Below are 19,453 nucleotides of genomic sequence, written 5' to 3'. Positions count from 1 at the left end.
CACGCGATCGGTGCATATAATGCGGCTCAGACGCAGCAGCCGATGGCCACCCGACGAGGAGACCGCCATGGAAGCGAAGCACGAGGAAGTCGTCGCACATCTGCTCTCGGACGTCGTCGAATTCGCGCGCGGGCGCCTGCCCGAAGCCGCGTTCCGGATCGTCGAACCCTTCCTGCGTCATTACTACGATTTCGCCGATGCCGACGATCTGCAGAGCCGCAGCATCGCCGATCTCTACGGCGCCGCGATGGCGCACTGGCAAACCGCCCAGAAATTCGTGCCCGGCAGCGAACGGCTGCGCGTGTACAACCCGATCCTCGAACAGCACGGCTGGCATTCCGACCACACGGTCATCGAGATCGTCAACGACGACATGCCGTTCCTCGTCGATTCGGTGACGATGGCCGTCAACCGCCTCGGGCTCGCGCTGCATTCGGCACTGCACCCGGTGTTCCGCATCTGGCGCGGCGCCGACGGCGGCATCGAGCGCGTCGATGCGGGCGGCGCGACGCCCGGCGACGGCCAGTCGCAGCTCGCGTCGTTCATCCATTTCGAAGTCGATCGCTGCGGCGATGCCGCGCTGCTCAACACCTTGCGCAACGACATCGCGCACGTGCTCGGCGACGTGCGCGCATCGGTGGAAGACTGGCCGAAGATCGTCGACATCGCCCGCGCGACGATCAAGGAGATGAAGGCGCGCGAATCGACCGCGGAAGACATCGAGGCGCGCGCGTTCCTCGAATGGATGGCCGCCGATCACTTCACGTTCCTCGGCCAGCGCGACTACGCGCTCGTGTCCGACGGCACGGGCTTCGGGCTGCGCGGCATCGAGGGCACCGGCTTCGGCATCCTGCGCGAATCGCTGCGCACGTCCGGCGCCCCCGACGTCACGCCGCTGCCGCAGGCCGCCGCCGACATCATCACCGGCCCCTGGCCGATCTTCCTGACCAAGGCGAATTCGCGCGCGACCGTGCACCGGCCCGGCTATCTCGACTACGTCGGCGTGAAGCTCGTCGGCGCCGACGGCAAGGTCACCGGCGAGCGCCGCTTCATCGGGCTCTACACGTCGACCTCCTATTTCGGTTCGTATACCGAGATCCCGATCGTGCGCCGCAAGTGCGCGAACATCGTGCGGCGCGCGGGCTTCCTGCCGAAGGGGCATCTCGGCAAGTCGCTCGTGACGGTGCTCGAAACCTATCCGCGCGACGAACTGTTCCAGGCCGACGAAGACCAGCTCTACGACATCGCGCTCGGCATCCTGCGGCTGCAGGAACACCAGCGCACGCGCCTGTTCGTGCGGCGCGACCGCTTCGACCGCTTCGTGTCGTGCCTCGTGTTCGTGCCGCGCGACAAGTACAACACCGACCTGCGCCGGCGCATCGCGAAGCTGCTCGTCGATGCGTACAACGGCGTGACCGTCGAATTCACGCCGCTGCTGTCGGAATCGGCGATCGCGCGCATTCATTTCGTCGTGCATGCGGAACCGGGCACGATGCCCGACGTCGACACGCGCGAGCTCGAAACGCGGCTCGTGCAGGTCACGCGCCGCTGGCAGGACGATCTCGCCGACGCGCTGCTCGACGCCTTCGGCGAAGAGCAAGGCAACCGGCTGCTGCAGCGCTATGCCGATTCGTTCCCGGCCGGCTACCGCGACGACTATCCGGCGCGCACGGCCGTGCGCGACATCGAGCTGATCGAGCGGGTGAAGGATTCGGGGCAGCTCGCGATGAACCTGTACCGGCCGATCGAGGCGGAAGCGCGTGCGTTCCGCTTCAAGGTCTATCGCGCGGGCGACCCGATCGCGCTGTCGCGCAGCCTGCCGATGCTCGAGCATCTCGGCGTGCGCGTGGACGAGGAGCGGCCGTACCGGATCCAGACGCAGGACGCCGCGCATGCGTGGGTGCACGACTTCGGCCTCGAACTCGCGGACGACACCGAATTCGACATCGAGCGCGTGAAAGGCCTGTTCGAGGATGCGTTCGACCAGATCTGGAGCGGCCGGATCGAGAACGACGACTTCAACCGCCTCGTGCTGCGCGCCCATCTGAGTGCGCGCGAAGTGACGATCCTGCGCGCGTATGCGAAGTATCTGCGGCAAGTCGGCTCGACCTTCAGTGACGCGTATATCGAGCGCGCGCTGACCGGCAACCCGGCGATCGCACGGCAGCTCGTCGAGCTGTTCCTGCTGCGCTTCGACCCGGCCACCGGCGACACGCGCGACGTGCAGGCCGAGCGGCTGCTGAAGGCGATCGAAGGCGCGCTCGACCAGGTGCCGAACCTCGACGAAGACCGCATCCTGCGGCAGTTCCTCGGCGTGATCAACGCGACCGAGCGCACGAACTACTTCCTCGTCGACGCGAACGGTGAGTCGAAACCGTACCTGTCGTTCAAGTTCAATCCGGCGAAGGTGCCCGGGCTGCCCGAACCGAAGCCGATGTTCGAGATCTGGGTGTATTCGCCGCGCGTCGAGGGCGTGCACCTGCGCGGCGGGCGCGTCGCGCGCGGCGGCCTGCGCTGGTCGGATCGCCGCGAGGATTTCCGCACCGAAGTGCTCGGGCTGATGAAGGCGCAGATGGTGAAGAACGTCGTGATCGTGCCGGTCGGCTCGAAAGGCGGCTTCGTCGTGAAGAACCCGCCGCCGCCGAGTGATCGCGAAGCGTGGATGCGCGAAGGCATCGCGTGTTACCAGACCTTCCTGCGCGGCCTGCTCGACCTGACCGACAACCTGGCCGGCAACGCGATCGTGCCGCCGCCCGACGTGGTGCGGCGCGACCCCGACGATCCGTACCTGGTGGTCGCCGCCGACAAGGGCACGGCCACCTTCTCCGACTACGCGAACGCGATCTCGCACGAATACGGCTTCTGGCTCGACGACGCGTTCGCGTCCGGCGGCTCGGTCGGCTACGACCACAAGAAGATGGCGATCACCGCGCGCGGCGCGTGGGAATCGGTCAAGCGCCACTTCCGCGAGATGGGCATCGATACGCAGACGACCGACTTCACGGTAGTCGGCGTCGGCGACATGTCGGGCGACGTGTTCGGCAACGGGATGCTGCTGTCGCCGCATATCCGGCTCGTCGCCGCGTTCGATCACCGGCACGTGTTCCTCGACCCGAACCCCGATCCCGCGACGAGCTTCGCGGAGCGCGCACGCATGTTCGCGCTCGAACGCTCGAGCTGGGCCGACTACGATCCGGCCGCGATCTCGGCGGGCGGCGGCGTCTATCCGCGCACCGCGAAGACGATCCCGCTGTCGCCCGCCGTGCAGGCCGCGCTCGGCATCGACGCGCACGCGCTGCCGCCGGCCGAGCTGATCCGCGCGATCCTGCAGGCGCCGGTCGACCTGCTGTACAACGGCGGCATCGGCACCTACGTGAAGGCGGCGCGCGAAACCCACCTGCAAGTGGGCGACCGCGCGAACGACGCGGTGCGCGTGAACGGCGCGGACCTGCGCTGCAAGGTCGTCGGCGAAGGCGGCAACCTCGGCTGCACGCAATTTGGCCGGATCGAGTTCGCGCAGCGCGGCGGCCGCATCAACACCGACGCGATCGACAACTCGGCCGGCGTCGATTGTTCGGATCACGAAGTCAACATCAAGATCCTGCTCGGGCTCGTCGTGTCCGACGGCGAGATGACCGGGAAGCAGCGCAACGCCCTGCTCGCGGAGATGACCGACGAAGTCGGGCTGCTCGTGCTGCGCGACAACTACTACCAGACGCAGGCGCTGTCGATCGCCGGCCGTTATGCGGTCGAGCTGCTCGATGCCGAGGCGCGCCTGATGCGCTGGCTCGAACGCGCGGGCCGCCTGAACCGCGTGATCGAATTCCTGCCGACCGACGACGAAGTCGCCGAACGGCAAGCCGCGAAGCTCGGCCTCACGTCGCCGGAACGCGCGGTGCTGCTCGCGTACAGCAAGATGTGGCTGTACGACGCGCTGCTCGAATCCGACGTGCCCGAGGATCCGCTGGTTGCCGCGATGCTCGTCGACTACTTCCCCAAGCCGCTGCAGCAGCGCTTCAGCGAACCGATGCGCCGCCATCCGCTGCGCCGCGAGATCCTCGCGACGCATCTGACCAACGCGCTCGTGAACCGCGTCGGCTGCGCATTCGTGCACCGGCTGATGGAGGAAACCGACGCGAAGCCCGGCGACATCGTGCGGGCCTGCATCATGGCGCGCGACGTGTTCGACCTCGATGCGGTATGGCGCGACATCGATGCGCTCGACAACCGCGTCGCCGACGACGTGCAGGCGCGCATGTTCGTCGACGTCGCGCGGCTGCTGGAACGCGCGGCGCTGTGGTTCCTGCGGCATCTGCAATCCGGCGCGGTGGCCGACGGCGGCGTCGCCGAGCTGATCGCGCGCTGCCGCGACGCGGCCGAGCGGCTTGCGCCGCAACTGCCGTCGCTGTTGCCGGCCGACGATCTCGAAGCGCTGTCCGAGCGGCAGCGCGTGCTGGTGGAAGCCGGCGTCGACAGCGCGCTCGCGGTGCGCGTCGCGAGCGGCGACATCTCGGCCGCGCTGCTCGACATCGCCGAAGTGGCCGCGACCAGCAACCGCAGCCTCGAACTCGTCGCGGGCGTATATTTCTCGCTCGGCACACTGCTCAATTACAGCTGGATCGGCGAGCGCGCGGCGACACTGCCGACCCCGACCCACTGGGACATGCTGGCGCGCGCGGCCGCGCTCGCGGAAGTCGCGCGCCTCAAGCGCACGCTCGCGTCGAGCGCGCTTGCGGAATCGCCGGATTCGACCGCGCCGGAGACGATCGTCGGCGCGTGGCGCGCGCGCCGCGAAGCCGCGCTCGCACGCTACGAGCACCTGCTCGCCGACTTGCGCGCGTCCGGCGGCGCGAGTCTCGCGGTGCTGCTCGTGGTCGTGCGGGAAATGGCCGTGCTCGAACGCGCGTGACCCGGCTGGCCGGTTCCGCGTGACCGGAACCGGTGCGCTGCCGGCATGCTTGCGTACGCGCGAGGCTAGACCGACGCGACCAGCAGTTCCTCCGCGTTGTTCGGCGGCCTGAGTCCGTCCGCACGATCCGCGAAATAGCGACGCGTCAGTTCGGCAGCCGAAACGTGCTCGGTCTTCGTGAAGCCGGCCTCCCGCGCGAGCGCCTGCATCTGTGCCGGCATGAAGAAGCTGATGAACGGCGTGCCGCTTGCGCGCGCGCCCTTCGCGGCCATTTCCAGCCCCGGGCGCACGTCCGGATCCGCATGTTCCAGCGGCAGCAGGAACGTCATCGCGAGCGTCGAGCCCGGCGCGAGCGAGGCGACTTCGCGCAACGCGGCCGCGTTCGCCTCGCGCGTCAGGTACATGCTGACGCCGGTGGACACGACGACCGCCGGCTTGCCGGCATCGAAGCCCGCACCGACGAGCGCCGCGCGCCACGATTGTTTCGCCTCGAAATCGACCGGCACGAAACGCAGCCAGTCGGGCACGCCGAAGCCCAGCTCGACGAGGCGCCGTTGCTTCCAGCGCTGCGGCGCCGGCTGGTCGACCTCGAAGACGGTCACACGCGACGCCATGTCGGGCCGACGCTGCACGAAGCTGTCGAGCCCTGCGCCGAGGATCACGTACTGGCTCACGCCGCGCGCGGCCTGCTCCACCACGAGATCCTCGATGAAGCGCGCCCGCGCGACGATCGACGCGCGAAACGGCCGCGTGAACTGCGGATCCATGTCACCGCGCTGCTGCCAGCCGGGTTCCGGTGCGAGCAATTGCCGCCCGACTTCGTCGGCGAGCACATGCGGCGGCGCATCGAGTTCGACGTGCAGCGCACGCCACAGCGCGACGCGCGCGGCGGTGCTGTCGGGGGCGCTTTCGCGAGGTTCGGTCATGTCGGCCTCACGCGCCCTGCTGCCCTGGCGCCTGCAGGCGCCACACGCGACCGTCCGGATCGCGTACGGTCATGTCGCGCGTGCCCCAGTGCGTATCCTCGAACGGCGTGACGACGTCGACGATCGGCTGCGGCTGCACCGCCTGTTCATTCGGCACCTTGAGCACGACCTGCATGTCTGGCGTTTCGCCCGGCGGCACTTCGGCGATGAACAGGAAGGGGCCGTCGCCATGACGCAGCTGGCCCGAGTTGTGATCGGTTTCGAACTCCAGCGTAAAGCCCAGCGCCTGGAAAAACTTCGCCGACTTGCCCCAGTTGTGCGTCGTCAGGTACACGGCTTCGATTCGCTCGGATGACATGTCACTCCTCCTCGATGGACGGCCCCGCGCCCGGCTGCGGCGCGGCCAGGTACGCGCGCAATGCATCGGCCACCAGCGCGGACAGCGACTGCTCCGTTTCGATGGCGCGATGCTTGACCTGCCGGATCAGGCTCAGCGGCAGGTACACGTTGAATTGCTTCACTTCTTCGTCGGTCATGGGAGCTAGTATGCTAGCAATCTAGTAAAAATCAAGTGCGGATGCAGCCCATTTGCGCGAGCCGCGATCAGGTATCGTGAGCCCGCGCTAGGCCGCAGCGCGCGCCGCCAGCCGCGCGAACAGCGCGTCGAGATCGAATCCCGTCGTATCGATGCCGATCGTGTCGCGCAGGCACGCGCCCCATGCGGCCGCATCGTCGAACGTGACGGAGTGCCCGGCGCCCGCCGCATCGCGGATCGTCAGCGTGGTGTTGCGCAGCGCAGCGCGGCCGTCCGGCAGCACGCGGCATGCGATCAGGTTGTGCAGGAAGATCGATTCGGGATACGTCGACGTGAACCAGTTCGCGGCGTCGTAATCGATCCATTCGACCCGCTTCGGCTGGAAGCGGTAGGTGGTCTGCCAGCCGTCAGGCGTCTCGATCTGCATCTCGAATTCACCGTCGACCGGCGCGGCGACGACGCGGAACGCGCCGTGCGGCGTCAATTGCCGCTCGTCCGGCACGAAACGTAGCGGCGCGGTCAGCGTGGCGCTGCCGAAGCCGATGTCGGCGAGCCAGGCCGCGCCGTCGAGATCGATGCGCAGCAGCATGTGCGTATGCGCGGTGGCGACTTCCGGCGGCTGCATCCAGCGCACGCGCGCGATCATCGGCGTCACGCGAAAGCCGATCGTCGTGAGCGCGGTGTAGAACAGCTTGTTGAGTTCGAAGCAGTAGCCGCCGCGGCGGCGTTCGATCACCTTGTCGACGATCGCGGGCAGGTCGAGCGCGACGCGCGCGCCGGTCAGCGGATTGAGGTTTTCGAACGGAATCGCTTGCGGGTGCAGCAGGTGCAGCCGGCGCAGCACGTCGAGCGTCGGCTCGACCGGGCCGTCGTAGCCGATGCGGGAGAAATAGCGCGAGAGGTCGAACGAGTCAGTCATGAACCTGCACCGAAAAAGGGACACGCCACGATAACATCGCGCGAAATCCCCATGTTGTGCGGGGCGATCTTCGTCGTCGCGCGCGATGCCGGCACAGCATCGCGCGGCCCTGCGCAACGTTACGGCAGCAGCTTCAGCGCGGACGACGCGACCGACGGCACCGAAATGCCCTGGCTCGTCGCGAACTGCACGGCCTGGCTGAGCGTCGCCGCGAGCGACTGCAGCTGGCCCGGGGCACTTTGCGCGATATATGACGCAGCCTGCATGTTCTGCGGATTCAGGCCCGACTGCAACAGCGACGCCGCGCTCGTCGAGCCGAGATTGCCGAGCCCCGACTGCAGCTGCGAATACTGCGTGAGCCCCTGCCCGAGCGACGCGAGGCCGTTGCTGAACGCCTGCTTGTCGATCGGCCCGTGTGTCGCGCCGCCGCTCGCGAACGCCTGGCCGAGCGCCTGCGACACCGATTGCTGCGCGCCGCCCATCTGCGACAGCGCGGCGGGCGTCAGCGCATCGCCGCCGGCCAGCTGGCTCGCGGCCTGCTGCGCCTGCCCGGCCGCGCCGGTCAGGCCCATCGCCGACGCGAGCGAAGACTGGCCGGTCAGCACCTGCTGGTTCGCGCCGACGTAAGCCTGCAGCAATTGGGAAACGCCGCCCTGCGCGGGCGCCGCCTGCTGCTGCCCGCCGCCGAGCAGCGACGCGCCGAGCGACTGCAGGTCGAGCTGCGCGTGCGCGGCGCCGCTTGCCAGGATGCCGAACGCGATGCCTGCCGAGGCCAGGTACCGGCCCGTCGCGCGAATGTGTTTCATGTGTGTTCCTCGTGCCGGAATGATCGAGGCCGATATTGTCGAAGCGCGCCGCGCGCCGCCGCAACGACTGAAACACATCGAAACGAAATCATGAGACGCGAAGGCTTGTAATTCCGCGGCCGGCGTACGCGCTCGAGCGGATTCGTCCGGGTATGCCACGCGATATCCCGCGTGTCCCGACATTCGTTCTCGAGCCGCATCAATGGCGGCGAATGGCGGCGTCCGCACGGTGACGCGACCGGTGGCCTGCAGCCGTCGCACGTCTTGAACCGCACGTCGGATTCAACATCGACCGGCGGCATGTGACGCGGAACGCGCCGGACCGCGTCAATCACATGACGCCACACCGTCGCGCAAATGCGCCCGTGCCGGGATCGGCGTGACGCGCGCTGACGAACAGCACGGCGCGGCGTGACGCAGAACGTTCCGTGCCGCGTCATTGGCATGACTTCATGCCGTCGCGCAACGCGCCCGCGCCACGGGCTCGGCGTGACATGCCCCGGCAACACGTTCGGAAACAAAAGCAAAACGAGCGGCTTGCCGTCACCCGCTTGGCCCCCCTCCGCAACCGGCTATCGCCCGGCCGCCGTATCACCCCGCCATCCACGCCGGCAGCCGCCCGTCCACCCAGCCGGCCGCCTGCTCGTAGCCGCGCGCGAGTTGCAACACGGCGAGATCGGCGCGCGGACGCCCGATCAGTTGCATCCCCATCGGCAGCCCCGCTTCGTTGAAGCCGACCGGCACGCTGATCACCGGGCAGCCGGCCAGCGTCCACGGCACGACCGTTTCCATCCAGCGGTGGTAGGTATCCATCGCACGGCCCGCGATCTCCGTCGGCCAGCGCTGGTCGACGTCGAACGGGAACACCTGCGCGGTCGGCGCCGCGATGAAGTCGTAGCGGTCGAAGAAGCTCAGCACGGCCTGATGCCACGCGGTGCGCTCGACGCTCGCCTCGAACACGGCCGCGCCCTGCATCGCGAGCAGCCCTTCGACCTCGTAGATCGCCTCGGGCTTCAGCAACGCGCGCCGCGCCGGGTCGCGATAGTGCGCCAGCAGCCCGCCGCCGGACAACAAGTGCCGGTGCGCGAGCCACAGGCGCCAGATCCGGTCGGGCGCGAACGCCGGCAGTGCGGCATCGACGTCGCAGCCGATCTCGCGCAGCGTCGCCAGCCCCTGCTCGCACAGCGCGAGCACGCCGGCCTCGGTCGCGAGATAACCGTTCCAGTCGCCGACCCACGCGATGCGCTTGCCGCGCAGGTCGGTGTCGAGCGGCTGCGCGAACACGGCCGGATCCTCCGCGAGCGACAGCGGATCGTTGCGGTCGTAGCCGGCCTGGATCGCGAGCAGCTGCGCGACGTCGCCGACCGTGCGGCCCATCGGCCCTTCGATGCCGAGCTGCTGCACGAACACGTCGACGCCCGGCCAGCGCGGCACGCGGCCCTGCGACGGGCGGAAGCCGTAGATGTTGCAGAACGCGGCCGGATTGCGCAGCGAACCGCCGAAATCGCTGCCGTCCGCGACCGGCAGCATCCGCGACGCGAGCGCCGCCGCCGTGCCGCCGCTGCTGCCGCCCGCGCTCTTCGTCAGGTCGTACGGGTTGCGCGTCGCGCCGTAGACTTCGTTGAACGTGTGCGAGCCGAGCCCGAATTCGGGCGTGTTGGTCTTGCCGATGAAGATCGCGCCGGCCGCGCGCATCCGCGCGACGCACACGGAATCGGCCTGCGGCACGTTTTCGCGAAAGATCGGCGAGCCGTAGGTCGTCCGCAGCCCCTTCGTCATCGCCAGATCCTTCGGCGCCTGCGGCATCCCGTGCATCCAGCCGTGGTACTCGCCACGCGCCAGTGCGGCATCCTTTTCCGCGGCTTCGGCGAGCAGCGCGTCGCGATCGCGCAGCGCGACGATCGCGTTGACCGCGCCGTTCACGCGCTCGACGTGATCGAGATACGCGCGCATCGTCTCGACGCACGACACGGCCTTGCCGCGAATCGCCGACGCGAGTTCGCCGGCCGACAGGCGCACGATCGGGTCGACGGGGATGGAAGCGGGAGCGAGAAGCTGCGGGGCGCCGTGCGGCATGCGGAGTCTCCTGGAATCGGAACGGGATGGCGGGCCGCATGGCGGCGGACGCCCCCCGAAACGGCCGGGCGGGGCCGCGCCGCGGCCGATGCACTACTCTACGCGACGCCGGATCGGCAACCTCCGATATTTTCCGCCGCGATTCATTGCGGTTCCGACTAAATCGGGGCGACATGCCACGCTGCGCACGCGCCGCCCTCGCGGATGAAATCGTTTATGCGCATAAACTTAAATTTCTTATATTTCTATCAGGCGCATCAGGAGACGGCGCGCGTTAACGACATTTTTACGCGGTCGCCCGTTCTCTTTAGATCGTTCGTCCCGGCGGCACGCTACGCTGGAATCATCTCGTTTCCCGGACAACGTTCATGCTCAAGCTGCTGGTTCCGGTCGGCCACTCTCCCCGCTCGCTTCAGGCAGTTCGCCACGCGACATTCCTGTATCGCGAACGGTGCGCGTCGGAAATCGTACTGATCAACGTTCAGGCGCCGCTCGAATCGACGCGGCTCGAGGCCTACCATCCGCTGTCGCGGCTGCGTTCAATCGAGGAGAGGTTCGCGTCCGCCGACCTGGCCATGGCCGAGCGGATCCTGCGGGAAGCCGGCGTCAAGTACAGCGTCGTGATGAAGGTCGGCCCTGTGGCCGATACGATCGCGGCCGTGGCGGCAGAGACGGGGTGCGACGAGATCGTGGTCGTCGCGCCGCGGCACGATCCGTTGCATGCGCTGATGTCGGTGTTCCGCCGCAGCGTGATGAGCCGGCTGGTGCGGATTTCGAACGTGCCGGTCACGGCCGTGCAATGACGGCGATGACGCGCGGCAACGCGACGGCGGCCGTTCGCTGACGGACCGCAGGTTTGCAGCGAGCGGTGTGGCACCCGCGCGCGTTCAGCGTTACCGCCCACACACGCACCGGCGTTCCCGCCGCGCTTACTTGATGACCTTGCGCCAGAACACGAAATAGGCGGCTGCCGAAGATGCGACGAGCAGGATGGCCCACATCGGGGCGAGGCTGATCAGGACGGAAGAGACGTTAAGCATTTGGATTCCTCACTATTTCGACAGCGATGTTCAACTCGCACCTGCTTGCCGGAACCGATGCATTCCTCCGCGATCGCGTTCCGTCAAATCATGCGTTCATGCTATCGCTCTGAACGGTCGTCCGACCGCCCCCTCCCGCCCGTCTCCTGACATTCGTCAAACTCGCGCGAATCGCGGGCCTGTCGCGCTGAAAACCATCGCACGAATGCGTCGCCGCACGTCCGGTTTCGCCCGCCGGCCGCATGGAAGCGGCGCCTTCGTTCCCCACGCAACACGCGAAAAACGGGACACGATCACCCCGCCCGCCCCCGGTTTCAGCAGACGTTTACCGGGGGAACCCCCAAGTGCTTCGTCGAACGTGTCCGCGTTACGCTTGTGCGACGAGGAGACGAACCATGAGACGAGCCGTACATATCGCTGTTTTCGCGCTGCTGGCATATCTCATCGGCGATCGCGCGATCCTGCATGCGCAGGGCCGCGACACCAGCCCGCTCGCATGCGAACAGGGCGCCGCGCAAGTGAAGGTCGACGCGCTCGGCCGCGGCTTCGGCGAAGCAGCGGCCAGCAGCCAGGGCGAGGCATTCATGTCGGGCTGCCTGGTGACGGGGCGCGGCAACCAGGACGTGGCGCTGGCGAACCGCTGACGAGCATTCGCCGACGCGCCAGCCGGGTTCGGGTCGCGACGGCTGAACCGGAGGAGCCGCGCACGCCCTCATCCCTTCCCGCTTGTTTCGATCGATATCGCGACATGTCGCGACGCATGTCACGTTCAGGGCGGCGGTCATGCCGAACGCCCGTGCGTGACCCGCATTGTCGCGTGGAAGACACGCCGACATCCGCTCGATCGGGGCATTCCTGCCGTATGGCGCGCCCCCGTCGATCAACCGGTCGAACGTCCGGCCGCCGCGGCCAGACTCCGTTTCATCTGCAACGACACCCCACCCAACGATGAGCCATCCGCACACCGAGTTGATCCAGCGCTTCTACACGGCGTTCCAGCAGCGCGACATCGACGCGATGCTCGCCTGCTATGCCGATGACGTCGTCTTCAGCGATCCCGCGTTCGGTGAGCTGCGCGGCGACCTCGCCCGCGACATGTGGCGCATGCTGGTCGCGCGTGCGCAGGACTTTTCCTTGACGTTCAGCGACGTCGCCGCGGATCAGCAGGCCGGGCGCGCCAAATGGATCGCCCATTACCGGTTCACCACGACCGGCCGGATGGTGGTCAACCGGATCGACGCGCGGTTCCGGTTTCGCGACGGGCGCATCGTCGAGCATCGCGACAGCTTCGACCTGTGGCGCTGGGCGCGTCAGGCGCTCGGACTGAAAGGCGCGCTGCTCGGCTGGACGCCTTTCGTGCAACGCGCGATCCGCGCACAGGCGCGGAAGAACCTCGACGCGTATCGCGCACGGCGGAATTAGCTCGCGCCACGTCATGGCTTCATCGTCGCGTTGATCAGGTCGTACGCCATGTCCGGCAGAACGCCGTCCGGATTCCGGAGACCGTACTCGCGATACCAGCTTTCGTCGGCTTCGGGATGCGGGCCGACAAGCCCGACGCGCCCTTTGCCGTAGCGATAGGTCGCGGCTGCGATATCGCGGTTCGGATAGGTCGCCAGCACGGCCGCGCCGGGGGCGGCCGGGAGCATCGCGCCGTCCTGGAAGTAGATCCAGCGTTTCTTCCCGCGCCATACCACCGGCGTCACCGTGTCCGCGATACCGTGAAGCGTCGAGCGCGGCCGGTCGACCTCCGAGTCGATCTCGCCCGCGACCAGCCCGAAACCCGGGTCGCCCGCCAGGTAGGCGCCCATGCAGATGCCCAGATAGCGCCCGCCGTTCGACACGTAGTGCCGCACGGCCTCGATCGAGTCTTTCCCGATGCTGGCCGCCGCGCCGGGGATGTCCTGCCCGCCGCCGGGCTGGACATACAGCGCGGCGCCGGCCAGGACGGCAGGCGTGATCCGGCGTTTTTCCGCGGGCCCGACGTAAAGCACCCGGAACTTGTGCTCCGATTCCCGCAGGCGCCTCGCAATCGTCTCGGGGCAACCGTCGCATGCGGCCGGGCCGCGATAGACCAGTGCGACGGGACGGCTGTCGAAGCCGCCCGTTTCGTCGTCGGCCGCTGCCGCATGAACGAGCGACGACGCGACGAGCGACAGGACAACGAAAATCGATTCTCTGGATCGCATGTTCCGGATTGACGGGACTTGAGGGTTCGAGGCCGGCCGTTCACGACGAAGCGGCCGGCACGCGTCAATGCCTCCCGCTTTTTGAAATCTCGCTGAAAGGCACGTGAAATACAGCGTAGGCGCCCGAAAGCGGCATGTGTGTACCGTTTCCTGCGTGCTTGTGCAGAAATGTGCGCCGCCGGCAACCGGGCTTCCGGGCTTCGTAACCGGTAGCGCCCCCGCGCGGGTCGCAGCCTCGAGCGCCCCTTGCCTGTTCACACGACGGCGGCCGGAGCCGCGACGCGGACGGACGCCCCCGGATCCCGATCACGCACACCGCCGCCCCCGCTCCTCCCATCAACAGTCGGAACACCCGAGACACCGCGCCCGCAGGCATGCCCCGACGAGCCGCCGAAGCACATCCGCAAACACCGGCTCCCCCGCGCCACCGCGTTTTCCATGCCCCAAGTCTCAACTCTTATATAAGACATAAGACATTTGACGTTACAGATCATTGAGATTAAAATCCCGCTCAAAGCAGTGCCTGGAACAGCCCCGGAGTGCCGGCAAGGCCTTCCCCTCAAACGCAATATCAGCAGGTCTCCCCATGCTTGAAAACTTTCGTGCTCACGTGGCCGCCCGCGCCGCGCTCGGTATTCCTCCCCTGCCGCTGACGGCTCAGCAGACCGCCGAACTGGTGGAACTGCTGACCAACCCGCCCGCCGGCGAAGAGCAGACGCTCGTCGACCTGATCACCCATCGCGTGCCGGCCGGCGTCGACGAAGCCGCCCGCGTGAAGGCCGGCTTCCTGGCCGCCGTGGCCAAGGGCGAGACCGCCTGCCCGCTGATCTCGCGCGAACGCGCCACCGAACTGCTCGGCACGATGCTGGGCGGTTACAACATCCAGCCGCTGATCGAACTGCTGTCCGACGAGGCGGTCGCTGCCGTCGCCGCTGACGCACTGAAGAAAACCCTGCTGATGTTCGACCAGTTCCATGACGTCAAGGAACTCGCCGACAAGGGCAACGCGCACGCGAAGGCCGTGCTGCAAAGCTGGGCCGACGCCGAATGGTTCACGAGCCGTCCGGAAGTGCCGCAAAGCCTGACCATCACCGTGTTCAAGGTGACGGGCGAAACGAACACCGACGACCTGTCGCCGGCCCCGGACGCCACCACCCGCCCGGACATCCCGATGCACGCGCTGGCGATGCTGAAGAACGCACGCCCGGGCATCACGCCGGAAGAAGACGGCAAGCGCGGCCCGGTCAAGTTCATCGAATCGCTGAAGGAAAAGGGTCACCTGGTCGCCTACGTGGGCGACGTGGTCGGCACCGGCTCCTCGCGCAAGTCGGCCACCAACTCGGTGCTGTGGTTCACCGGCGAAGACATCCCGTTCGTGCCGAACAAGCGCTTCGGCGGCGTGTGCCTCGGCGGCAAGATCGCCCCGATCTTCTACAACACGATGGAAGACGCCGGCGCGCTGCCGATCGAGCTCGACGTGTCGCAGATGGAAATGGGCGACGTGGTCGAACTGCGCCCGTATGAAGGCAAGGCGCTGAAGGACGGCAACGTGATCGCCGAATTCCAGGTCAAGTCCGACGTGCTGTTCGACGAAGTGCGCGCCGGCGGCCGCATTCCGCTGATCATCGGCCGCGGCCTGACCGCGAAGGCGCGTGAAGCGCTGGGCCTCGCGCCGTCGACGCTGTTCCGCCTGCCGCACCAGCCGGCCGACAGCGGCAAGGGCTTCTCGCTCGCGCAGAAGATGGTCGGCCGCGCATGCGGTCTGCCGGAAGGCCAGGGCGTGCGCCCGGGCACGTACTGCGAACCGAAGATGACCTCGGTCGGCTCGCAGGACACCACGGGCCCGATGACCCGCGACGAACTGAAGGATCTCGCCTGCCTCGGCTTCTCGGCCGACCTCGTGATGCAGTCGTTCTGCCACACCGCCGCGTATCCGAAGCCTGTCGACGTGAAGACGCACCAGACGCTGCCGAACTTCATCAGCACGCGTGGCGGCATCGCGCTGCGCCCGGGCGACGGCGTGATCCACTCGTGGCTGAACCGCATGCTGCTGCCCGACACCGTCGGCACCGGCGGCGATTCGCACACGCGTTTCCCGATCGGCATCAGCTTCCCGGCAGGTTCGGGCCTGGTCGCGTTCGCGGCCGCCACCGGCACGATGCCGCTGGACATGCCGGAATCGGTGCTGGTCCGCTTCAAGGGCAAGATGCAGCCGGGCGTCACGCTGCGTGATCTCGTCAACGCGATCCCGCTGTACGCGATCAAGCAAGGCATGCTGACGGTCGCCAAGCAAGGCAAGAAGAACATCTTCTCGGGCCGCATCCTCGAAATCGAAGGCCTGCCCGACCTGAAGGTCGAGCAAGCGTTCGAGCTGTCGGATGCGTCCGCCGAGCGTTCGGCCGCCGGTTGCTCGGTGCGCCTGAACAAGGAACCGATCATCGAATACCTGAACAGCAACATCACGCTGCTGAAGTGGATGATCGCGCAGGGCTACCAGGATCCGCGCAGCCTGCAGCGCCGTATCGCGGCGATGGAGCAGTGGCTGGCCGACCCGCAACTGCTGTCGCCGGATGCCGACGCCGAGTACGCGGCCGTCATCGAGATCGACCTCGCCGACATCCACGAGCCGATCGTCGCCTGCCCGAACGACCCGGACGACGTGAAGACGCTGTCGGACGTCGCCGGCGCCAAGATCGACGAAGTGTTCATCGGCTCGTGCATGACCAACATCGGTCACTTCCGCGCCGCGTCGAAGCTGCTCGAAGGCAAGCGCGACATCCCGGTCAAGCTGTGGGTCGCGCCGCCGACCAAGATGGACCAGAAGCAGCTGACGGAAGAAGGTCACTACGGCGTGTTCGGCACGGCCGGTGCGCGTACCGAAATGCCGGGCTGCTCGCTGTGCATGGGTAACCAGGCTCAGGTGCGCGAAGGCGCGACGGTCATGTCGACGTCGACCCGCAACTTCCCGAACCGTCTCGGCAAGAACACGAACGTGTATCTCGGCTCGGCGGAACTGGCGGCCATCTGCTCGCGTCTGGGCAAGATCCCGACCAAGGAAGAGTACATGGCCGACATGGGCGTGCTCAGCGCCAACGGCGACAAGATCTACAAGTACATGAACTTCGACCAGATCGAAGACTTCAAGGAAGTGGCCGACACCGTGCAGATGTAAGCACGCGCGACGGGCTGCGACGGGCGGTTGACGTCGCGGCACCACGCCATGGCGCCGCAGGCTGAAAGGCCTGCGGCGCTTTTTTTATGCCGTTTCGCCGCCCGGTTCTCGCCGGATCACCAGTTCGTTGAAGCCGGTGCCCGCATCGGGTTCGCGAGAAAAACGATGTGCGGGCAGCAGCGCGAGCAGGATCTCGGCGGTCGTGCGCACCACGCAACCGCTCGCCACATGGCCGCCCGACACGCGGCCGCTCGCATCGGAAACGGCCATATGCAGGTGCGCGCCGTCCGGCGACACCGAACCGGCCAGCGTCAGAATTTCGAGGTCGCCGCGCAATTCGGTCGGCTGGTCGACGCCGGCGAAGCGCAATTGCGCGACGCTCAGGCTGCCGATGCCCTGGATCACGAAGGCCGCGTGCGCACCGAGCGGGCGCAATGCTTTCTCGATCGACCGGCGCAGATCGTCGCCGGGGGAAAGACGCAGAGGATGGGCTTGCATGGTCGATCCTGTTCGTGGGCCGGGGTGCCGGCCAAGCGTAAGTTTGCGCCGGCAATCCGGCAAGGCCGTCAGTCGATCGGCCGCTCAGAGGTCGAGCCGCAGACACTCGAATTCGACCGCGCCATCGCATGGCAACTCGCCCACGTCGATCACGAAGCCGACCACGTCGATCAACCCCTGCTCCCGGTCGACGACCTGCGCACATCCGCGATAACCATACGGGTTTGCGGTTTTCCCGATCCATTGCCGGCTGGCCGCCCGCTTTGCATCGTCCGGCCAATCGTCAAGACAGGCCGCGCGCACATCGCAGTCGACCGCCGACACCGGCGTTCGCACGATGTCGTTCACGCGCGCCGTGCCGCCGAACGGGAACACCGTGATCTCGTGTTCGCCGCAGCATAGCGTCACTTCCGCGCATTCACTGTCGACGGAATACGCTGCGACGCGGGTTACCACGATCTGTTTCATGTCGTTGCTCCATACTCGGCGCCACCCGCTCCGCGGTCGGTCAGCGAATCCGGTCCTGACTCGCAAGCATACCTCCGGCGATTCGCGCGCACCGCTGCCTCCGGCCCTTCAGCATGCGCCGGCTAGGCACGCGAATGCGATTGGTCTAATCTGCAACGCGAGCCTCCACCCCCAGCCTCCTCCGATGACGACCCTTCCGAACCGACAATCCCGCCTGCGCGGCGGCCTGCTTGGCCTGCTGATCGGCGACGCACTGGGCGTGCCGTACGAATTCCACGACGCCGCGTCGATCCCGCCGCCCGCCGCGATCGACATGACGCCGCCGCCCGGCTTTGCGCGCGCACACGATGGCGTGCCGCCCGGCACCTGGAGCGACGACGGCGCGCAGGCGCTCGCGCTGCTCGACGCGCTCGCGGATGACCGCGACCTCAATCTCGACACGTTCGCCCGCAACCTGCAGGACTGGTTTCATCGCGGCGCCTTCACGCCGGACGGCCGCGTGTTCGATGTCGGCCTGCAGACGCAGCGTGCGTTCCATGCGCTGGCGGCCGGCGCGGCGCCCGCCGTTGCCGGTCCTGACGGCGAGCGCGACAACGGCAACGGCTCGCTGACGCGCTGCTTCCCGGTGGTGATGGTCGCCGCCTCGCGCGACGACGCGATCCGGCTTGCGTGCAAGCAGAGCGTCGTCACGCACGGCCACGTGCGCTCGCAGCTGTGCTGTGCGCTTTATGGCCTGACGGCATGGGGCATCGTCAAGGGCAAGCCGGCGCCGGATGCGGTGCGCGCGGCCGAGGACGAGCTGCTCACACGCTACGCGGGCACCGCAGACGAAGTCGAACTGAAGATCGTGCTCGATGGCCGCTTCGACGCGCCGCAAGGGTCCGGTTACGTGGTCGACAGCTTCTGGTCGTCGATCCATTGCCTGTTGTCGACGCGCAGCTACGAAGACTGCGTGAAGCGCGCGATCGCGCTCGGCAACGACACGGATACGACGGCGGCCATCGCCGGCAGCCTCGCCGGCGCGCTGTACGGCGAGCACGCGTTACCCGACCGGTGGGTCGCGGCACTGCGCGGCAAAGAACAGGTCGAGGGCCTGCTCGCGAAATCGTGAGCGTTCGAACAGAATGCGCGACCGACAACAGAGAGACCGGACGGGAGAGTACGCAGACGCGAACGGGTACAACCGGCGCGTGACCGACATGGAAAACAGCCGCCGGAATTGACCTGACCGGGCCATCGCCGGCCCGGCCGCCTCACGCGCGCCGGTCGCTCGCCAGCAACCCGTACAGCGCGCTGTCCGACACTTCGTCGCCGACGATCCAGCGTTCGCGCAGCAACCCTTCCCGCGCGAAGCCGAGCCGTTCGAGCAGCCGCGCCGACGCGACGTTGCGCGGATCGATATCGGCTTCGATCCGGTTCAGCCGCAGCGTGCCGAACGCGTGATCGATCACGGCCGACGCCGCCTCGCGCATGTAGCCGCCGCGCCAGTACCGGCGCCGCAGGCTGAAGCCGATCTCGGCACGCCGGCATTGCTCGTTCGCATGGAACAGCACGCATTCGCCGAGTGCTTCGCCGGTTTCCCGCAGTTCGAGCACGCAGATCAGGTCCTGCCCGCTCGCGGACGTCTTCAGGTTGCGCGCGACGCGCTCGACGGCCTGTTCGATGTGCGTCATCGGCGAGAACGAGAAATAGCGCATCGCTTCCGCATCCGACCAGATCTCGAAGAAGGCGTGCGCGTCGGCTTCGCGCAGCGGCCGCAGGACGAGGCGGGATGTTTCCAGCGTGACGGGTTCGAACAGGGGCATGACAACACTCGATCGAAAAACGGGAGCGTGAATTAGAACACGCAAGCCTCGAGTCGGCCACGCCGCGCGTTCGCACGGCCCGCCACGCCACGCCAACCGGATCGCCGCGA

16 protein-coding genes are annotated in these 19,453 nt (G+C 67.5%); 6 read left to right on the top strand and 10 right to left on the bottom strand.

Features of this window, described 5'->3' with window-relative positions:
- The first annotated feature begins 67 nt into the window (after positions 1-67).
- Positions 68-4,909: an NAD-glutamate dehydrogenase gene (locus E9536_RS06265; protein WP_136469498.1), complete on the top strand. Its 4,842-nt coding sequence runs from the start codon at positions 68-70 to the stop codon at positions 4,907-4,909.
- 65 nt (positions 4,910-4,974) lie between these two features.
- Here the strand turns inward: E9536_RS06265 and E9536_RS06260 are convergent, their stop codons facing one another.
- The 6 genes from E9536_RS06260 to E9536_RS06235 form a co-directional block, all read right to left on the bottom strand.
- Positions 4,975-5,835, bottom strand: coding sequence for a class I SAM-dependent methyltransferase (locus E9536_RS06260; protein ID WP_136469497.1), 861 nt, complete (start codon positions 5,833-5,835; stop codon positions 4,975-4,977).
- A 7-nt stretch (positions 5,836-5,842) separates the two neighbouring features.
- Complete coding sequence (locus E9536_RS06255; RefSeq protein WP_021161489.1) at positions 5,843-6,193, bottom strand: hypothetical protein; 351 nt, start codon at positions 6,191-6,193, stop codon at positions 5,843-5,845.
- A gap of 1 nt (position 6,194) precedes the next feature.
- Positions 6,195-6,371, bottom strand: a complete 177-nt coding sequence (locus E9536_RS06250; protein ID WP_021161490.1) for a ribbon-helix-helix protein, CopG family — start codon at positions 6,369-6,371, stop codon at positions 6,195-6,197.
- A gap of 87 nt (positions 6,372-6,458) precedes the next feature.
- The gene (locus tag E9536_RS06245; protein ID WP_060349802.1) at positions 6,459-7,289 is read right to left on the bottom strand and encodes an arylamine N-acetyltransferase; all 831 of its coding nucleotides are present in this window, start codon (positions 7,287-7,289) and stop codon (positions 6,459-6,461) included.
- 119 nt (positions 7,290-7,408) lie between these two features.
- The gene (locus tag E9536_RS06240) at positions 7,409-8,095 is read right to left on the bottom strand and encodes a hypothetical protein (protein ID WP_027789362.1); all 687 of its coding nucleotides are present in this window, start codon (positions 8,093-8,095) and stop codon (positions 7,409-7,411) included.
- A 591-nt stretch (positions 8,096-8,686) separates the two neighbouring features.
- Complete coding sequence (locus E9536_RS06235) at positions 8,687-10,171, bottom strand: amidase (protein WP_134257849.1); 1,485 nt, start codon at positions 10,169-10,171, stop codon at positions 8,687-8,689.
- Positions 10,172-10,539: 368 nt separating this feature from the next.
- Between E9536_RS06235 and E9536_RS06230 the strand changes: the two genes are divergently transcribed.
- The 3 genes from E9536_RS06230 (at position 10,540) to E9536_RS06220 (ending at position 12,633) form a co-directional block, all read left to right on the top strand.
- On the top strand, positions 10,540-10,974 hold the full coding sequence (locus E9536_RS06230; protein WP_027789364.1) for a universal stress protein: 435 nt from the start codon (positions 10,540-10,542) through the stop codon (positions 10,972-10,974).
- Between the two features lie 632 nt (positions 10,975-11,606).
- On the top strand, positions 11,607-11,855 hold the full coding sequence (locus tag E9536_RS06225) for a hypothetical protein (protein ID WP_021161497.1): 249 nt from the start codon (positions 11,607-11,609) through the stop codon (positions 11,853-11,855).
- A gap of 304 nt (positions 11,856-12,159) precedes the next feature.
- Positions 12,160-12,633 carry a nuclear transport factor 2 family protein gene (locus E9536_RS06220; RefSeq protein WP_136469496.1) on the top strand — a complete coding sequence of 158 codons (474 nt, stop codon included), beginning with the start codon at positions 12,160-12,162 and terminating at the stop codon, positions 12,631-12,633.
- A gap of 11 nt (positions 12,634-12,644) precedes the next feature.
- Here the strand turns inward: E9536_RS06220 and E9536_RS06215 are convergent, their stop codons facing one another.
- Positions 12,645-13,400 (bottom strand): BPL-N domain-containing protein, encoded by a 756-nt coding sequence (locus E9536_RS06215; protein WP_136469495.1) that lies wholly within the window; start codon positions 13,398-13,400, stop codon positions 12,645-12,647.
- 586 nt (positions 13,401-13,986) lie between these two features.
- On the opposite strand from E9536_RS06215, the gene acnB reads away from it, so the two are divergent.
- On the top strand, positions 13,987-16,572 hold the full coding sequence (gene acnB / locus E9536_RS06210) for a bifunctional aconitate hydratase 2/2-methylisocitrate dehydratase (RefSeq protein ID WP_027789367.1): 2,586 nt from the start codon (positions 13,987-13,989) through the stop codon (positions 16,570-16,572).
- 84 nt (positions 16,573-16,656) lie between these two features.
- Here the strand turns inward: acnB and E9536_RS06205 are convergent, their stop codons facing one another.
- Together E9536_RS06205 and E9536_RS06200 are read right to left on the bottom strand one after the other, a co-directional pair.
- Positions 16,657-17,070, bottom strand: coding sequence for a PPC domain-containing DNA-binding protein (locus tag E9536_RS06205; RefSeq protein WP_027789368.1), 414 nt, complete (start codon positions 17,068-17,070; stop codon positions 16,657-16,659).
- A gap of 84 nt (positions 17,071-17,154) precedes the next feature.
- On the bottom strand, positions 17,155-17,538 hold the full coding sequence (locus tag E9536_RS06200; RefSeq protein ID WP_136469494.1) for a hypothetical protein: 384 nt from the start codon (positions 17,536-17,538) through the stop codon (positions 17,155-17,157).
- Positions 17,539-17,722: 184 nt separating this feature from the next.
- On the opposite strand from E9536_RS06200, the gene E9536_RS06195 reads away from it, so the two are divergent.
- Positions 17,723-18,649 (top strand): ADP-ribosylglycohydrolase family protein, encoded by a 927-nt coding sequence (locus E9536_RS06195; RefSeq protein ID WP_136469493.1) that lies wholly within the window; start codon positions 17,723-17,725, stop codon positions 18,647-18,649.
- A gap of 142 nt (positions 18,650-18,791) precedes the next feature.
- On the opposite strand, the gene E9536_RS06190 is transcribed toward E9536_RS06195, so the two are convergent.
- Positions 18,792-19,343 carry a GNAT family N-acetyltransferase gene (locus E9536_RS06190; protein ID WP_124673953.1) on the bottom strand — a complete coding sequence of 184 codons (552 nt, stop codon included), beginning with the start codon at positions 19,341-19,343 and terminating at the stop codon, positions 18,792-18,794.
- Between the last annotated feature and the right edge of the window lie 110 nt (positions 19,344-19,453).

The sequence above is a fragment of the Burkholderia sp. LS-044 genome (assembly GCF_004803625.1).
Classification (GTDB): Bacteria; Pseudomonadota; Gammaproteobacteria; order Burkholderiales; family Burkholderiaceae; genus Burkholderia; species Burkholderia cepacia.
Note: the sequence above shows the minus strand (reverse complement) of the source record. Positions and strands in the feature narration are given on the sequence as shown.

Bases quoted from the DNA above. Each gene is read 5' to 3' on its own strand.
- E9536_RS06265 (WP_136469498.1), top strand. From the start codon at position 68: ATGGAAGCGAAGCACGAGGAAGTCGTCGCACATCTGCTCTCGGACGTC.
- E9536_RS06260 (WP_136469497.1), bottom strand. From the start codon at position 5,835: ATGACCGAACCTCGCGAAAGCGCCCCCGACAGCACCGCCGCGCGCGTC.
- E9536_RS06255 (WP_021161489.1), bottom strand. From the start codon at position 6,193: ATGTCATCCGAGCGAATCGAAGCCGTGTACCTGACGACGCACAACTGG.
- E9536_RS06250 (WP_021161490.1), bottom strand. From the start codon at position 6,371: ATGACCGACGAAGAAGTGAAGCAATTCAACGTGTACCTGCCGCTGAGC.
- E9536_RS06245 (WP_060349802.1), bottom strand. From the start codon at position 7,289: ATGACTGACTCGTTCGACCTCTCGCGCTATTTCTCCCGCATCGGCTAC.
- E9536_RS06240 (WP_027789362.1), bottom strand. From the start codon at position 8,095: ATGAAACACATTCGCGCGACGGGCCGGTACCTGGCCTCGGCAGGCATC.
- E9536_RS06235 (WP_134257849.1), bottom strand. From the start codon at position 10,171: ATGCCGCACGGCGCCCCGCAGCTTCTCGCTCCCGCTTCCATCCCCGTC.
- E9536_RS06230 (WP_027789364.1), top strand. From the start codon at position 10,540: ATGCTCAAGCTGCTGGTTCCGGTCGGCCACTCTCCCCGCTCGCTTCAG.
- E9536_RS06225 (WP_021161497.1), top strand. From the start codon at position 11,607: ATGAGACGAGCCGTACATATCGCTGTTTTCGCGCTGCTGGCATATCTC.
- E9536_RS06220 (WP_136469496.1), top strand. From the start codon at position 12,160: ATGAGCCATCCGCACACCGAGTTGATCCAGCGCTTCTACACGGCGTTC.
- E9536_RS06215 (WP_136469495.1), bottom strand. From the start codon at position 13,400: ATGCGATCCAGAGAATCGATTTTCGTTGTCCTGTCGCTCGTCGCGTCG.
- acnB (WP_027789367.1), top strand. From the start codon at position 13,987: ATGCTTGAAAACTTTCGTGCTCACGTGGCCGCCCGCGCCGCGCTCGGT.
- E9536_RS06205 (WP_027789368.1), bottom strand. From the start codon at position 17,070: ATGCAAGCCCATCCTCTGCGTCTTTCCCCCGGCGACGATCTGCGCCGG.
- E9536_RS06200 (WP_136469494.1), bottom strand. From the start codon at position 17,538: ATGAAACAGATCGTGGTAACCCGCGTCGCAGCGTATTCCGTCGACAGT.
- E9536_RS06195 (WP_136469493.1), top strand. From the start codon at position 17,723: ATGACGACCCTTCCGAACCGACAATCCCGCCTGCGCGGCGGCCTGCTT.
- E9536_RS06190 (WP_124673953.1), bottom strand. From the start codon at position 19,343: ATGCCCCTGTTCGAACCCGTCACGCTGGAAACATCCCGCCTCGTCCTG.